Origin of the sequence: Maribacter aquimarinus (assembly GCF_047345505.1) — a bacterium.
GTDB lineage: Bacteria > Bacteroidota > Bacteroidia > Flavobacteriales > Flavobacteriaceae > Maribacter.
Genome location: NZ_JBLFEO010000001.1, coordinates 256,205 through 272,886, shown reverse-complemented (window position 1 = coordinate 272,886; position 16,682 = coordinate 256,205). Strand labels below are relative to the sequence as shown.

The window sequence follows — 16,682 nt, the reverse complement described above, 5'->3', positions numbered from 1 at the left end:
TTAACAGATTTTTGGGCACGGTTTCCTGCTTTTACCCAGCTACTGATCCTTCCTTGAAGGGCCAATGGAGCGGGCTCCGTGTCTGGTGTTTGTGAGCAGCGCTCCATGGGGAGACCGGTTTTTTACTGCGCCTCCAAAACCTTTGCGTAGCCAATCCCCATGGCCCTCCAGTGTCCTTGGAGCTTGGCCAGCCCTTTTTTGAAGCGCTCGTAGTCCTTCTGCGCCGGCGCAGACCATCCCACTTCGGCATAGGCGGCAATGCGGGGAAAGGTTTGGTGTTCCACTTCCTTCCTGGTGGGGGTCCACTCACCCCACATCTGGCAGCCCAGTCCGTAGATGTTCTGGTGGTACTTTGCTTCCAGACCCTCGGGAATGGGATTAAAGTGGTAGGCCTTCTCCAAGCTTATGTTCGTGTGCGAATAATCTAAATACGTGCTGCTGTGCAAGGAATTTACAATGCCGTACCCCTTTTTTGCAGCTTGTTTCATCAAATCCAGGCCGCCTTTCCAAAAATGGACCACCACATTCTTGGCCAGTTCGGTCTCGGCCGCCACGTCATTCTTTTTCTCTTCAAAATCCGTGTGCACATTAACGCCCAGGATCTCGTTCCAGCCCATCATTCGGCGACCGTTACTGGCCATGTAGTTGGATATTTCATTGGTGAACCTCACTTGTAGATCGGCAGGGCTCTTTATGCCATTCTGCTCCATATAGTCCTGCACGTGCGGCGTTTCTTCCCAAACTTTGTAGCCCACTTCATCGCCACCAATGTGTATCACCTCACTGGGAAAGAGGGCAAAAAGTTCTTGGAGCACGTCTTTTATGTATTGGTGTACCCTGGGCTTGGTCACATCATAGTTGTCATAATGCCTTCCGAACAAGATGGGCACCTCAATGTCCTTTCCCGCGCTGCCCAACCAGGTATAGGATGCAATGGCCGCACTGGCGTGCCCTGGCATCTCAAATTCCGGTACCACGGTAATATGCCGCTGGGCGGCGTATGCCACAATGTCCCTGATTTCTTCTTGAGTGTAAAATCCACTGTGGGGAACCCCCGCCAGCTTTCCGCTTTTCCAGGTGCCGATCTCAGAATCGGCCCGGTGGGCCCCAATTTCCGTGAGCTTTGGGTACTTTTTTATCTCCACCCGCCATCCGGCATCATCGGTGAGGTGCCAGTGGAACACGTTCATCTTCAAAAGGGCCATTTGGTCCAGTAGTCGCTTCACCACTTCTGCTCCCTGAAAGTATCGGGCCTCGTCCAGCATGTAGGCGCGCCAACCAAACCGGGGCCTGTCCTTTATGCTAAGGGCCGGAAGGTGCCACTGGGTTTTGTTGGCCTTTTTCTCTTTCTGGAACAGTTGCCGTAGGGACTGTAGGGCATAAAAGAATCCGGCACCATCATTGGCAATGACCTCCATCTCCTTTGGGGCAATGTGCAGTTCGTAGGCTTCCGGAGGGAGCTCCGGCCGCAGTGTGAACAAGATCTTGGCCGTGGCATCCCGGGAAGCCCGCAAGGCCACACCCGTGCTGTCCTTTATCAGTTGCATAAAGTGGTTCACCACCTCTTGGCCAACCCCCTCACCGGCCAGAACCCCAATACCTTCGGCGATCGGGAAGCTTCCCGTTTTCAAATTCATTTCCAGCGGATGGGGCACCACAAGTACCTTGTAGGGGTCAGGGCCCTGTGCCCTTAGGGAAAGGGCAAAGCAAAACAATAAGGAAAATAAGGCAACGGAGGTTTTCATGGAAGGCAGTGGTTGTTTCAAACGGACATTTGATCGGCTACAACTTTAAAGATAGGAAAAATTCTAGCTGTGGGTAACCCCCCCCCTTGGTCTTTCGCACCAAATTGGGGAACAGGGTTTCTTCCATGGGCACATTGCCGTTAGGGCAGTTTCCCGTGCCAGTTGTAAAGGGTGGCCCAGCCATTGAACCCGCGCGATGCCTTAAGAATTATGGTACGGTCACAAATCCCTGCAAAACCCATCGCTCGCTCACTTTTTCCCGATAACCGTCGCCATGGCCATGCTTCAATGGCAAAAAGCTTTCTTTTATCTAAGGTTGCACCCGCATCGCGAATGTCCTTTACCTCTTCAGGGTTAGGGTCCCATCTATTTTTTTATAGCGGTGGGATGACCCATTTTGCCCGGGCCTTCCATATGCGGTTAAAGAACAGTTTGCTTTGTTATACCATTTCCCAATTGAAAATAAGCCAACAAAGGGTTTCTTTTTACGCCCTACTTCAAAACAAAAACAAGTCGTAGCTGGGCCTTGCCCGTTTTTTCTTTTTCACGGTCCAAAAAAACAATTCAATTTCAATGGCTGCATTTAAAACGAGAACTGGTATTAAAAGTTGTTGGCCATGGTGCCGACCCCCGACTGGCTGCCTACACCAAGAGCAATGCTTTCAGTTTTGGGAGTATTGTTCGAAAAATCAATCAAAAATTCGCTTAAATGATTTTTATCAGTTTCTGGGAAATAAGCCTGGTTTACCTTTGCCGTGTCAAAGCAGTTTAACTTGTAATTGATAAACCAATGAAAATAAAAGAAAAAAGTTCCAGCAGCCGGTTCAACGAAATAAACCTAAGGGATTTTGTGGTGGAAAACAGCACGCCCTACCACGGAACGGCAGATTTTCTCTGCGGGCCCAGTGAACGGACCAAAAAGTTATGGGAAATTTGCAAAGCCGCCCTTTTGGAAGAGCGCCAGAACCATGGGGTAAGATGTGCGGACACAGAGACCATTTCCAGTATCGGTGCTTTTGACGCGGGATATATTGATAAGGAAAACGAGGTGATCGTTGGTTTGCAGACCGATGAACTGCTAAAGCGCACCATGAAGCCCTTTGGTGGGTTCAATGTGGTACAAAAGGCTTTGGAAGAGCTGGGGTTGCAGCCCAGCGAGAACATCCAGACCCTTTTCTCCAAATATGTAAAAACACACAATGACGGTGTTTTTGCCGCGTATAATGAAGAAATTAGAAAATACCGCTCCCTGGGCATCTTAACCGGCCTGCCCGACAATTATGCCCGGGGAAGGATCATTGGCGATTATAGAAGGGTGGCCCTGTATGGGATCGATAAGCTCATTGAGGGCAAACAGCGGGACCTTGCCGAGATCACCGGGCCCATGACCGATGCCACCATCCGCTTGCGCGAGGAGGTTTCCGATCAAATAAAGGCATTGCGGGAAATGTTGGTGCTGGGCAAAAAATACGATTTGGACCTGGCCCGCCCGGCAGCCAATGCGCAAGAGGCGGTGCAGTGGACCTATATGGCCTACCTCGCCGCGGTAAAAGAACAAGATGGTGCGGCCATGTCCCTGGGCAATGTCTCCACCTTTTTGGACATTTACATTCAGAAAGATTTGGAACTTGGCCGAATCACGGAGGAAGAGGCCCAAGAGTACATTGATCAATTTGTGATGAAGCTCCGTATGGTGCGCCACCTGAGAATGGGGGCCTACGATGAAATATTTGCCGGCGATCCCACCTGGGTGACCGAGGCCATAGGGGGAATGTTCCATAACGGAAAGACCAAGGTGACCAAGACCTCTTTCCGCTTTTTGAACACCTTGTACAACCTGGGGCCCTCTCCCGAGCCCAACATGACGGTCTTATGGTCCCATGACCTTCCACAGCATTTCAAGGAATTCTGTGCCAAGGTGGCCATTGATACCTCCTCGCTGCAATTTGAGAACGACACCCTGATGCGCAAAAGCCGCCGATCGGACGATTACGGGATTGCCTGCTGTGTCTCCCACCAAGACCTGGGCAAATCCATACAGTTCTTTGGGGCACGTACCAACTTGGCCAAAACCCTATTGTTGGCCTTGAACGAGGGCCGTTGCGAGATCACGGGCAAAACCGTGGTGGAGGGCATACCCAAAATAAAAGGAACCTATTTGGATTTTGAGGAGGTCATGGCCAATTACAAACTGGCTATGAAAGAGGTGGCCAGGGTGTACAATGACACCATGAACATTATCCACTACATGCATGACAAGTATTATTATGAGAAAGCCCAAATGGCCTTGATCGATACCAATCCCAGCATTGACATTGCCTATGGGATGGCAGGTCTGTCCATTCTGGCCGATTCCCTTTCAGCCATAAAATTTGCCAAGGTAATGCCCATAAGAAATGAAGAGGGACTTACGGTGGACTTTAAAATTGAGGGCGAATTTCCAAAGTACGGAAATGATGATGACCGGGTAGATGCCCTGGCGGCACAGTCCGTGGCAGATTTTAACCAAGCGTTACAGGAGCTGCCCGTGTACAAGAACGCCAGGCCCACACTTTCCGTGCTCACCATTACCTCCAACGTGGTGTACGGCAAGAAAACAGGGGCCACACCAGATGGCAGGGCCATGGGAATTCCGTTTGCACCGGGGGCCAACCCCATGCACGGCAGGGATTCGGAAGGGGCCATTGCCTCCCTGAACTCAGTGGCAAAGATAGATTATGAGGATGCCCAGGACGGCATTTCCAATACCTTTTCCATTGTGCCCAAATCCCTGGGCTCCGATATGGAAACTCGGGTGGAGAACCTGGCCACCATCTTGGACGGATATTTTTCCAAGGGCGCACAGCACGTAAACATCAATGCCTTGGACAAGGAAACCTTGCTCGATGCCATGGAGCATCCAGAAAACTATCCGCAGCTTACCATTCGGGTTTCCGGTTACGCCGTTAATTTCACCAGGCTTTCCAGGGAACAACAGCAAGAGGTGATTACACGTTCGTTTCACGAAACGCTGTAGTTGCCCATAAGCGGCATCTGCTTGGATTTTGGGGGAAGTCCGGCAGGTGCCATTTTATGTACCCATCACCATGACCAATAGCACTACTTCAGAGCCCACGCTCCATGTCCATTCCATAGAATCTTTTGGTGCCCATGACGGCCCCGGTTTGCGCTGGGTCCTGTTTTTGCAGGGATGTAAGTTAAAATGTGTGTACTGCCACAATCCAGATACCATACCCATGGAAGGCGGAACGGCATATAAGGTAAGCGAGCTGGTGGAAAAGGCGGTAAAGATGAAGCCCTACTTTGGTAAAACGGGCGGTGTTACCGTGTCCGGTGGGGAGCCGCTGTTACAGGCCAAGGCCCTGGTGCCCTTTTTCAAAAAGCTGAAGGATGCGGGTATCCATACCGCACTGGATACCAACGGACGTCTTCTGAACCACTTTGCCCAGACGCTCTTGGATGATTATACCGATTTGGTGTTGTTGGACATAAAGCACATGACCGAAGCCGGGTACCAACAGATCACTGGGATGCGGAACAAGAAGACCACCTTTACCCTGGCCAAGCACAGGGAGCGGTCCGGAAAGGCCATGTGGCTGCGCTATGTGCTCATCCCTGGAATGACCAATCATCCTGAACTGCTCCATAAAATGGGAACATATTTCAAAGATTATAAAACCATTGAGAAACTGGAACTGCAGCCTTACCATAAATTGGGGGTGCACAAATGGGAGGCGCTGGGCTGGAAATATCCCCTGGCGGATGCCCGGGAGAACACCCCGGCAGAGATCCAGGAGGCCAAGGCCATTTTGGAGCCTTATTTTAAACAGGTGAGCGTAAATTGAAACGTCGCGTTTTTTTTATGTCGAGGCCAGGTGGGCCCCTGCTACATAACCAATAACCAAAAACCACTAAAACGGGCACCTATTGCCAGACCCCACCATCGCGGTTAGGTGCCTTTTTTGAAAAACCAGGCTCGCCGTCTTGGGACGGCAGCAACGCCAATGAAAAGCTACAAAGAACAACACAGACCGGCATCCGATTTCAAGAACCGATCAGCCTATCTGGACCACGAATTGCAGATCATGCGCCCCAGGCGCTGGAAATTGAACCTGCCCGGCCGCGATTTTAGGTTTGAATGGGAAGATCTTGTGCCCGCCCTTGCGGGTACCATTGGCATCATTGCCATGTATTCTTCCGTGATGATGGCCTGGGCCATAGGCCTTACGGAAGCGCACGAAGGCGTTACCCTGGGCAAGGAATTTGCCATTGAGGTCTCTCGGGTGGAAATGTTGATACCGGCCCTGTTGTTCGTGATTTTGGCATCGGGCTTTTTTAACCCAAGGGCCAACCTGGCCGGTAACCACGGCCCCATGATACCCCTGATCGCCAGTATAGCCCTTGCCGGTGCGCACCCCTTGGCCCTAGCCCTGCTGATCGGGGTTTTTGGACTTTTGCTCAGCGTACTGAAAGGAGGCTCTCGCTTGGTGGACCTTACCAGTAAAGGTGTGGCCGGTGGCTTGTTGATCTTTTTGGGCTTTACCGGGGGCATGGGCCAGATAAAGACCATTCAGACCTGGAGCATGGGGCTCAAGACCAGCACCGACACGGCCGGATTCATGGGGTATCTGGGCCTGGTCATCTTAGTGGTCACGGTACTCTTGTACAGTGTTTTGGCCCGATTGGACAAGCGGTGGCTGGCCATACCCATCTGTGCCTTGGTGGCCTTGGCCATTGCCCTGTTGGGTGGGGCCGGGTTTGATCTTCAGTTTACCACGGAAATGGGGCTCCCCAATTTAAACCCCGTCTATTGGTGGGGCAGCACCGATCAGGGGTGGATGCTGGGGCTGCCCAATGCCCAACATTTCATCGCATCCCTTCCCTTCGCTATTTTGGCAGTGGCCATGTGGTCTCCGGATTTTTTGGGCCATCGCATTTTTCAAGAGATGAACTATCCCAAAAAATCAGAAAGGGTCTTAATGGATGTGGATGACACCATGACCATGTGCTCCTTTCGGCAAATGGTGGGCACGGCGGTTGGCGGCGGTAACATCACCTCTTCTTGGGGAACCTATATGATCCCCGCGGCCATTGCCAAAAGGCCCATTCCCGCTGGTGCCATCCTATTGGGACTGTTGGTCATGGGAGTGGCCATTGTTGGCAGCCCAATGGACATTGCCGTATGGCCTCCCGTACGATGTATTGCCCTATTGGTCGGGGTGTTTTTGCCCATGATAGAGGCAGGGGTGCAAATGGTGAAGAGAAGTGCTTGCGCACAGGCCGCCGGGGTCTGTATCTTTATGGCCATGGTCACCAATCCCGTACTGGCCTGGGCCTTTGCCATGTTCCTGGACAACAACGGGCTGATCGGGGACAAGGAGCGGGCCAGAAAGCTTTCCAAACTGGACCGCCTGGTCATTCCCATTGGTATTGTGGGCGTCTGTCTGGCCGCAATTTTGGCAGTGGGCATGTTCAAGGGCAGTTATGGCATTCAGTCGCTGCTGTAGGTCCGTTTCTTGGCAGGGGCTTTCCAGAAAACCATACTGCGGCCGGGCAACGCCCAATGCGGCTGCAAATGGAAATGTGCCCAGTGGAACAACATCGGCACACGCAAGGGCGGGCAAACGTGCCTTTACAAAAGCCCTTGGCGCAAGGATGCTCTTGGACGGTTGAAAGCAATGGTGCTCTGCCCAGAGCCTGCCGAAGACGCAAAAGATTTTTTGGTTCTTCCACGAATGTTGTGGAAAAGAAAATGGTAGTGGCCAGAGGTAGGACGCTAGGACGTAGGAGCAAAAATATGTCCGATAACAAACACCCGTAAAGTAATTGGCTATAATTTATGGAGCTACAAATATAAAATGCTATGTGTTGCGTCTTGTAGTCCTAAGTCAAGTTGTGAATCAAGCGTTTTTTACCCACAAATGTAATGGTAGAACCATTTTTTAAAATCAATCTAACCAAGCTTTGGCATAATGGACAAGACGACCCGGAAATCACTTAAAAATAGATGGCTCATGGTGGCCGCCGCAGTGGGCATCCATATTTCCATAGGCTCCGTTTATGCGTATTCGGTCATGACCAATCCCGTTAAGGACGTTTTTGGTGTGGCCAATGACGAGCTTAAATGGGCCTTTAAGATCACCATATTGTTCATGGGCTTTTCAGCGGCCTTTATGGGGCCTTGGGTACAGCGGGTTGGCCCGCGCACTGCCGGCATGGTGGGAGGCCTGTTCTATGGGGCGGGATTCCTGCTTTCCGGCCTGGCCGTGGCCACGGAGGCTTTGTGGGGCTTTTTTGTGGCCTATGGCGGTATCTGTGGCATAGGGCTGGGCATTGCCTATATAACGCCCATTGCCACTTTGGTAAAATGGTTCCCGGACAAAAAGGGACTGGCCACGGGCATTGTGATCATGGCCTTTGGCTTTTCGGCCCTTTTGTTCGGCCCCGTGATGCAGCGTTTGTTTGAGGGTCTGGGCATTGCCCATGCGTTCTATGTGCTGGGAGTGGCCTATACGTTTATAGTCGTGGTTTCTTCCCTCTATCTGGCCCCGCCTCCGGCCAATTATGTGCCCAAGGGATATTCCGAGGAGAAAAAAAGCAAGGTGGTACAACCCTTGGAGGAACTTACCCCAAGACAGGCCCTGGGCAGTAAGCGGTTCTATCTGGCTTGGTCCATGATGTTCATTAACATTGCCTGTGGCATTTCCCTGATTTCGGCCGCCAGCCCTTTGATGCAGGAGAAACTGGGATATACCCCCATGATGGCGGCGGGCATGGTTGGGGTCATGGGCATCTTTAACGGCCTGGGGCGACTGGTTTGGTCCGGTTTGTCCGATTTCTGGGGAAGGGCCAATATGTACGTGCTCTTTTTTCTGGTGCAAGTACTGGTGTTTTACTTTATGCCAAGGGTACAGGCCGAGGTGGTTTTTCTTTCCCTGCTGTTTGTGACCATTAGCATGTTCGGGGGAGGTTTTGCCCTTCTTCCTTCCTTTCTGAGCGATCTGTTCGGCAACGATTCCGTGGGCACCCTGCTGGGTTACCTCCTCACGGCCAAGGCCATTGCCGGCGTGGTGGGCCCCACGGTCTATGACCAACTGTTGTCCCGTACCGGCTCCTTGGAATTTACCCTGAGCGTATTCTCCGGTTGTTTTGTCCTGGCCCTGCTGCTGTCCTTAGTGCTAAAACGGAGCATGACCAAGGAAAGGGAGCGACAGCGGGACAAAAGTTAGGGCATCATCAAAGTGGAAAAAGCCTTTGTAGGGCAAACATTCCTGTTTCATTCGCCAAAAAGCTGGGCAATCCGTTCCTTGGAAAGGCTTTTCACAAAACTTTCATCGGTCTGTACAATGTCCGCGGACAGCTGTTTTTTGGCCATTTGGAGGCTCACGATTTTTTCTTCTATGGTGTTTTTGCATATCATTTTGTACGCCATGACCTTTTTTTCTTGGCCTATCCTATAACAACGGTCTATGGCTTGGGCCTCCACTGCGGGGTTCCACCAAGGGTCCACCAAGAAGACATAGTCTGCCGCGGTCAGGTTCAGACCTGTTCCCCCCGCTTTTAGACTGATCAGGAATACCCGGACATCAGTGTTGTTTTGGAAATTGTCCACCCTTTGCTGTCTGTTTTTGGTACGGCCGTCTAGATATTCAAAAACAACACCTTCTTTTTTCAGCCGGGCCTTTATAAGTTGCAGCATGGACACAAACTGGGAGAAAACCAATATTTTGTGCTCACCGGTCTTTTCCATCACCTGCTCCATAAGGGTGTCTATTTTGATGGATTCTTCGCTGTACCCCTCCTCATCGCCCAACAGTATCGGGGCATCGCAGATTTGCCTGAGTTTGGTAAGGCCCTCCAGGACATATAATTTTGATTTCCCCAGTCCGTCCTTTTCAATCTTTCCCATCAGGTAGTCCCGATATTTGTTGCGGTACGCATCATATACTTTTTGTTGTGCTTTGCCCATGGTGCAGTACAGTACTTGTTCTGTTTTGTCCGGCAGTTCCTTGGCCACTTGTTCTTTTGTTCGCCGCAATAGAAAGGGGGCTATCAATCGCCTCAGTTCATTGGCAATATCGGCATCTTTGTCCTTGTCAATGGGCGTGGCGTACTCTTTTTTAAAGTTGGCCAAAGTGCCCAAAAGACCGGGATTTATAAAGGTCATTTGGGCATACAGGTCAAAGGTGTTGTTTTCAATCGGGGTGCCCGTTAGCACCAGACGATTTTTGGCCTGTAGCATGCGCACGGCTTTGTAGCGTTTGGAGTTGGGGTTTTTTATGGCTTGTGATTCATCTAGAATGACATACTCAAACAAAGTGTCCTTTAGCCCATCAATATCGCGCAACAAGGTGCCATAAGTGGTGAGGATGCCGTCATGGTCACCAAGATTTTCCTTATGCTGACTGCGCTCCGCACCCGTGAGATTCAGTAATTTTAAACCTGGGCAGAATTTTTTTACTTCCTCGGACCAATTGAATATCAATGAAGTGGGAACAACGATCAGATGGGGTTTATCCGGTTTTCTAGTGGTCTTGAGGTACTCCAAAAATGTGATGACCTGCAACGTTTTTCCCAGGCCCATATCGTCTGCCAGACATCCGCCAAAACCGTATTCATCCAAAAAGTTGAGCCAATTGAGGCCTTCTTTTTGATAGTCCCTGAGCACTGCCTTGATTCCTTTCGGGGTCTTGACTTTTTCGATGGAGGAAAAAGAACGTAGCTTTTCTTTCAACACCAAGTGCTCTTGCACCATCTCGGATTCCAGGTCAAGGTCATCGTACAGGCTGTCTATCACGGACAATTGATATTTGGACACCGTGATACGATCTTTCTTTATGCTTCCCGATCGGAAAAGATGGGCATACTTTTGCACCCAGTCTTCGGGCAGAATGCCAAGAGTGCCATCATCCAAGGGAACATAGCGATTTTTGGCCACTACGGCCTTTTTTAAATTGGCAAGGCTTACGTTTTGGTCCCCAAAGGCCACGGAGAGACTTACATCGAACCAGTCCATCCCGGAATTCACCGACATTTGGATGCTGGGAGGGTGGAGGTTGTATTTTAGGTGTTTAAGATTGTTGTGTCCAAAAACCTCAATGTCCTTTTCCCTAAGATTTTCAAAAGCGGAAAGAAACCAGGTGTCCTTTACAAAATCTTGGGTATTAAGATAAAAGATGTTCTCTTGTTGATACTCGAAGGAGGGATGCAAGTTCTGTATTTCGTTCAAAAACGTTGTTTCAAAATCCCCGTTCCGTGAAAGGGTGAAGGTTTCGTCTCCATTAACAGTGAGGATCTCCTGAGGTCTGCCCGGGGCAAAAGTGGTTCCGGAATGATCTATCATCGGCCTAAATACAACGTGGTCTTCCACCACTGACAGGTAGATTTGTTTTTTTACAAGGGCCACATTTATCTGCTGTAACTTCTCGTTTTTTCTGTGGGCCACTTCCACTTGGTACTTTTTGGATAGCGGAACGATAAAGTTTTGATAGTAGCCCTCAAAGTCATCTTTTTTAATGCGTATCTCAGGGTTGTTCCTAAAGGCAGCCAAGGTCTTGCAGAAATGCATGCTCTTGTTCAGGTGCCAAACCCCGGCATTTCTGCTAAAAAGAAAATTCTGGCCAATGTCTGCCGACAACTGACTCCTTTTTTTTCCTCCAAATGAAATATAGGTCCTTAGCACATAAAAATCCTTTTCTTCTTCTACCGCAAAAGAGAGTTCTGCACTTTTCGGGGACACTGCAATGGGGTAGAGGTCTTTTTTCTGAACCTGGTCGTACAGTTCAACGCCCAACACCAAAGTATCTCCCAAATGGGGGAGCAACTGTTGCAATTGAGTAAGGATATAGTGGTTTACGTTGGCAAGATCATTGCTATGCCAGCCCAGGTCATACAAGGTGTTGGAAGAGAAGGCCAGGGCTTTTTTGAGAATGGTCATTTCGTTGTCGGTGAAGCCCTCCTCGTTGTTAAGGAGTTCACCGGCATCCAGTTCTGCTATCTTGGAGACCAAAGTGCTCCCGTCCCGTTTTAGATTGCCTTTCAAGGGTACTGAGATGACCGATGGCGCGTCTTCCCTGAAACCGTCCATCAGGGCAAGGCCAACGGCCAAGGTACGCTTTTTGTCCTTTGTTTTTTTTTTAATGAAGGGCAGCGTGTTCACAATGGAACTTTCTTCTGTAAAAAGTGCCTGGCACAATGGTTCATAGTCCTTGTACTTGCTCAGTCTCACCACACCTTTTTTTGGAATAGCCACCAGTTTGCCGTGCACATGGTCAAAATCGAAATAGGTTTTGTGGGCACTGTCCTTGATGCTAAAGCCGTATGCTGCCAATAATTCATCTTTTTGCCGATCCAATTCACGTTTGTCCATGAAAAGATGGGGCAGGTTTTCAGAGATATAGTCCAGAATCACGGCTTGGTGAATGCAGAGTTTGGAAAAACTCTTTTTGCAGCTGCAACGTACATTAAGGGTGTCCCCATCCTTTTTTTTCAATTGAACGGCGGCGTAATCTATTCTTCCGTAGTAGGGCAGTACTATAAAGAGGGCACTGTTGTCATTGGTCTCCCTAACCTCCACATCTGCACTGTAATACGTCAATTCCCTGTAAACCGTAGGGGAACAGTGCTCTATAAGGTAGGAATTTGTTATATCTTTGGTAGAGGTAAAGGGAAGGTCCAAGCTACTGGGTGCTTCCTGCTTTTTTTTCGTCGATTTCTTTTTTTGGACGATTGCTGATAGTCCACGTGCCGGGAGGTCCATATGGTCATCCACCATTTGGGCAACCGCCACCTCGTGTTTGCATACGTTGCCATAGTCGAACGGGCAGGTGCAAGAACTGCTCAACAAACCATATTGAAGCCCGTAAAAAGTTACGGTATAGGAAGTTCCCGTGCTTCCCCTTACCTTGGCCGAGGCAGAGCTGTGGTCTGTGGCAAACTGGAGGTTCTTTACTGCAACACTCTTGGCCCTTCCGCGAACACCAGCCGTGGTGTTTCCAAATATATAGTCTTTTAGGCGTTGGTTCTTAAATTTCATTTTTTTCTATCATTTGCTTTTTCCAACCACTCCCTAGCGTTCACAAATGCCTGTAGCCAAGGAGATACGGCATCTTTTCTATTGGCCGGGTAGTGGGCCCAGTTCCAAGGGAAAATGGAGCGCTCCAAGTGGGGCATGGCAACCAAGTGGCGCCCGCTCTTATCGCAGAGCATGGCCGTATTGAAATCGCTACCGTTGGGGTTGGCAGGGTAGGTGCCATAGCCATATTTGGCCACAATGTTATACTGCCCTTCTTCCATGGGCAGGGAAAATTTGCCTTCCCCGTGGGAGATCCACACGCCCAGGGTGCTGCCCTCCAAACTGGAAAGCATGACAGAATGGTTCTTTTCAATGGTTACCGAGGTAAAGCCGCTTTCATGCTTTTGGGAGTCATTGTAGGTCATTTTCCCGTGGTTGCGGTGTTCTGGATACAACAGTTCCAACTCCATGAACAGCTGGCAGCCGTTGCAGATGCCCACGGAGAGGGTATCTTTCCGGGCAAAAAAGTCGTGGATCACCTTGTTGGCCCTGGCGTTGTACTTTATGGCGCCCGCCCAGCCCTTGGCGCTTCCCAATACATCGGAATTGCTGAAGCCGCCCACGGCACCCAAAAATTGGATGTCTTCCAAGGTTTCCCTTCCAGAGATGATATCGGTCATGTGCACATCCTTTACATCAAAACCGGCCAAATACATGGCATTGGCCATCTCGCGCTCGGAATTGCTGCCTTTTTCCCTTAAAATGGCTGCCTTTGGACGCTTGTTAAAAGCCGGCACCTCGGGTTTTTTTCCATTGAAATCCGCAGGGAAGCCATAGCGCAGCTTTTGAACCTTGTAATTATCAAAACGTTCCCTGGCCAGTCCGTTGGCGGTCTGCCGGTCATCCAACAAATAGGAGGTCTTGTACCAGGTGTCGCGCAGGGAGGCCACGTTGAGGCCCATTTCCATGCCACCGTTTCTAATTTGGAGTTCCCCGCTGTCCGTTGCGGTTCCTATGTTCTTAAAGTCTATTCCCGCCCTGGTCATAATGGGTTCCACGGTGGCGTCCTTGGCCTGGAAGACAATGCCCGCATTTTCGGCAAACAACAGCTTTATGGTGTCCGTTTCGCCCAGGGCGCTCAAATCCAGGGAGGCGCCCAGGTCATTGTCTGCAAAGCAAAGTTCCAGCAAGGTGGTAATGAGACCGCCCGAGGCCACGTCATGCCCAGCCAAGATCTTGCCGTTTGCCACCAGTTCTTGAATGGTGTTGAACACGTTTTTAAAATAGGCATCATCCTGTATGCTGGGCGCTTCGTCCCCAATGGCATTTCTGGTTTGCACAAAGGAAGAGCCGCCCAATTTAAAGGCATCTTTTGATAGGTTGATGTAGTACAGGGCCCCGTGGGCGCCTTTTTGCAGAACGGGCTCCACCACTTGTGTGATGTCCTTGCAGTGCGCGGCGGCCGAAATGACCACCGTTCCCGGGGCAATGACCTCCCCGTCTCCGTATTTTTGCTTCATGGAGAGGGAATCCTTTCCGGTGGGAACGTTGATCCCCAGGGCAATGGAGAAATCGGATACGGCCTTCACGGCCTGATAGAGGCGGGCGTCTTCCCCTTCGTTTTTGCAGGGCCACATCCAATTGGCACTCAAGGATACGGAGCGCAGACCGTCTTGCAGCGGTGCCCAGATGATATTGGTCAAGGCTTCGGCAATACTGTTTTTGCTGCCTGCCCTGGGGTCGATCAATCCCGAGATGGGGGAGTGGCCCAAACTGGTGGCGATCCCCTCCTTTCCCTTAAAATCCAGCGCCATCACGCCCACATTGTTCAAGGGCAGTTGCAGCGGGCCGGCACATTGCTGTTTGGCCACGCGCCCGCCCACGCAGCGGTCCACCTTATTGGTGAGCCAATCCTTGCAGGCCACTGCTTCCAGTTGCAGTACCTGTTCAAGATACTCGTGAAACGAGGCCAGCTCGTATTGTGGCGCGGGGTAGTCCCTGGCCACGCTGCGGTCCGTGAGCACGGTTTTGGGCGAACTGCCAAAGATGTCCGTCAGGTGCACATCCATCGGCTTTTGCCCGGTGGTGGCGGATGCAAAGGTGAAACGGTCGTCCCCGGTCACCTCGCCCACCTCGTACATGGGCGCCCTTTCCCTGTCCGCGATGCGCTTTAAAAGGGGGGTCCGGTCCTTTGCAATGACAAGGCCCATGCGTTCTTGGGACTCATTTCCAATGATCTCCTTGGCCGAAAGCGTGGCATCGCCCACCGGAAGACGGTCCAGGTCAATGTTGCCCCCAGTGTCTTCCACGAGCTCGGAAAGGCAGTTCAAATGTCCGCCGGCACCGTGGTCATGGATGGATACAATGGGGTTTTCCTCATTTTCCACCATGCCCCTGATGGCATTGGCGGCCCGTTTTTGCATTTCGGGGTTGGACCGCTGTACCGCATTGAGTTCAATGGCCGAACTGAACTCGCCCGTGTCCGCACTGGAAACGGCGGCCCCGCCCATGCCAATGCGGTAATTGTCCCCGCCCAGAATCACAATGTTGTCTCCCTTTTCAGGGGTGTCCTTCAAGGCCTGTGCCGCTTTGCCGTAGCCAATGCCCCCGGCCTGCATGATCACTTTGTCATAACCCAGTCTTCGGGAGGGCTTCCCTTCTTTTTTGGTGCCTCCATCTGTTTTTGGCCCTGCTCCAAAGGGAGCGGAGGCCTCATCGTGTTCAAAGGTGAGCACGGAGCCCGCAATGAGGGGCTGCCCAAATTTGTTGCCAAAATCCGATGCGCCATTGGAGGCCTTGATCAAGATGTCCATTGGGGTTTGGTACAGCCAGGGGCGGGCGGGCATTCCCTTTTCCCAGGGCCGGTCTTCTTCCAAACGGGACAGGGCGGTCATGTACACGGCCGTGCCCGCCAAGGGAAGGGAGCCTTTCCCTCCCGCCAAGCGGTCCCGTATCTCGCCACCGGAACCGGTGGCAGCCCCGTTAAAGGGCTCTACGGTGGTAGGGAAGTTATGGGTCTCGGCCTTGAGGGAAATGACGGAGTCAAAGCTCTCCTCTCTATAAAAATCAGGAACATCTGCCCTTTTCGGGGCAAACTGGACCACTTTTGGCCCCTTGATAAAGGCCACATTGTCCTTATAGGCCGATACGATGGTATTGGGGTTTTCCTTGGATGTTTTCTTTATGAGCTGAAATAGGGAAGTGGGCATTTCCTGCCCATCGATGACAAAGGTTCCGTTGAAGATCTTGTGCCTACAATGTTCTGAGTTCACTTGGCTGAAGCCGAAGACCTCGGAATCCGTGAGCTTTCGGCCCATTTTATCGCTCAGGCCGTTTAGGTAATTTACTTCCTCGTCGCTCAGGGCAAGGCCTTCTTCTTGGTTGTAGGCCGCAATATCGTCTATGTCCAAAATGGGTTTGGGCTCCGCATCCACCTTAAAGATATCTTGGTCCAGCCCTTGGTATTTTTGAAAGAGCATGGGGTCATAGTCCCCAAAATTTGAGGCTACGGCATTGAATTCCTCAATTCTACGTATGCCCGAAATGCCCATGTTCTGCGCGATCTCCGTGGCATTGGTGCTCCAGGGGGTGACCATGGCGGCCCTTGGGCCAACAAAAAAGGCGTCCACGGACGCCGAGTTCATAAGGGCACGGTTGCCAAAGAGCCAGACCATTTTCTCCTGGTCCGCGGGCAAGAGCTCTGCGGTGGTTTCAACGGCATAAACCTTGTTCTTGGCACTTCCAAAAAAGTAAATCATAACGGCGCGTTCTTTTTGAGGATAACAGCGGCAAAATTACGATTTAAAATGAAGTGGTGACCGCTCCGCGGGAGCAGTTTTACACCATAGGTGTTGATAAGGCCCTGGGGGTTGCCAGGTCTTTTGCAGTGCCCTTCTAGAAGGGTTTCGCCCTTTTTTCCGGCA

The 16,682-nt window shown here is 51.1% G+C and carries 7 protein-coding genes; 4 read left to right on the top strand and 3 right to left on the bottom strand.

From position 1 onward, the window contains the following. Positions 1–122: 122 nt before the first annotated feature. Entirely contained in the window at positions 123–1,745 is a 1,623-nt protein-coding gene (locus ACKWCC_RS01155) for a beta-N-acetylhexosaminidase (RefSeq protein ID WP_413994051.1), read from the bottom strand. Positions 1,746–2,535: 790 nt separating this feature from the next. Between ACKWCC_RS01155 and pflB the strand changes: the two genes are divergently transcribed. The 4 genes from pflB to ACKWCC_RS01135 all read left to right on the top strand — a co-directional run bounded on the left by pflB (position 2,536) and on the right by ACKWCC_RS01135 (position 8,974). Then, positions 2,536–4,761 carry a formate C-acetyltransferase gene (gene pflB, locus ACKWCC_RS01150; protein WP_413994050.1) on the top strand — a complete coding sequence of 742 codons (2,226 nt, stop codon included), beginning with the start codon at positions 2,536–2,538 and terminating at the stop codon, positions 4,759–4,761. Between the two features lie 70 nt (positions 4,762–4,831). Next, a complete protein-coding gene (pflA, locus tag ACKWCC_RS01145) occupies positions 4,832–5,590 on the top strand; it encodes a pyruvate formate-lyase-activating protein (protein ID WP_413994049.1) in 759 nt (252 codons plus the stop codon). Positions 5,591–5,749: 159 nt separating this feature from the next. Further along, a complete protein-coding gene (locus tag ACKWCC_RS01140) occupies positions 5,750–7,252 on the top strand; it encodes a DUF3360 family protein (protein ID WP_413994048.1) in 1,503 nt (500 codons plus the stop codon). Positions 7,253–7,717: 465 nt separating this feature from the next. Next, positions 7,718–8,974, top strand: coding sequence for an L-lactate MFS transporter (locus ACKWCC_RS01135; RefSeq protein WP_413994047.1), 1,257 nt, complete (start codon positions 7,718–7,720; stop codon positions 8,972–8,974). A 47-nt stretch (positions 8,975–9,021) separates the two neighbouring features. On the opposite strand, the gene ACKWCC_RS01130 is transcribed toward ACKWCC_RS01135, so the two are convergent. Together ACKWCC_RS01130 and purL are read right to left on the bottom strand one after the other, a co-directional pair. After that, positions 9,022–12,780, bottom strand: a complete 3,759-nt coding sequence (locus ACKWCC_RS01130) for an SNF2-related protein (RefSeq protein ID WP_413994046.1) — start codon at positions 12,778–12,780, stop codon at positions 9,022–9,024. Continuing rightward, positions 12,777–16,517: a phosphoribosylformylglycinamidine synthase gene (purL, locus tag ACKWCC_RS01125; protein WP_413994045.1), complete on the bottom strand. Its 3,741-nt coding sequence runs from the start codon at positions 16,515–16,517 to the stop codon at positions 12,777–12,779. The genes ACKWCC_RS01130 and purL overlap by 4 nt, the downstream gene beginning before the upstream one ends. Between the last annotated feature and the right edge of the window lie 165 nt (positions 16,518–16,682).

Bases quoted from the DNA above. Each gene is read 5' to 3' on its own strand.
- pflB (WP_413994050.1), top strand. From the start codon at position 2,536: ATGAAAATAAAAGAAAAAAGTTCCAGCAGCCGGTTCAACGAAATAAAC.
- purL (WP_413994045.1), bottom strand. From the start codon at position 16,517: ATGATTTACTTTTTTGGAAGTGCCAAGAACAAGGTTTATGCCGTTGAA.
- ACKWCC_RS01130 (WP_413994046.1), bottom strand. From the start codon at position 12,780: ATGAAATTTAAGAACCAACGCCTAAAAGACTATATATTTGGAAACACC.
- pflA (WP_413994049.1), top strand. From the start codon at position 4,832: ATGACCAATAGCACTACTTCAGAGCCCACGCTCCATGTCCATTCCATA.
- ACKWCC_RS01140 (WP_413994048.1), top strand. From the start codon at position 5,750: ATGAAAAGCTACAAAGAACAACACAGACCGGCATCCGATTTCAAGAAC.
- ACKWCC_RS01135 (WP_413994047.1), top strand. From the start codon at position 7,718: ATGGACAAGACGACCCGGAAATCACTTAAAAATAGATGGCTCATGGTG.
- ACKWCC_RS01155 (WP_413994051.1), bottom strand. From the start codon at position 1,745: ATGAAAACCTCCGTTGCCTTATTTTCCTTATTGTTTTGCTTTGCCCTT.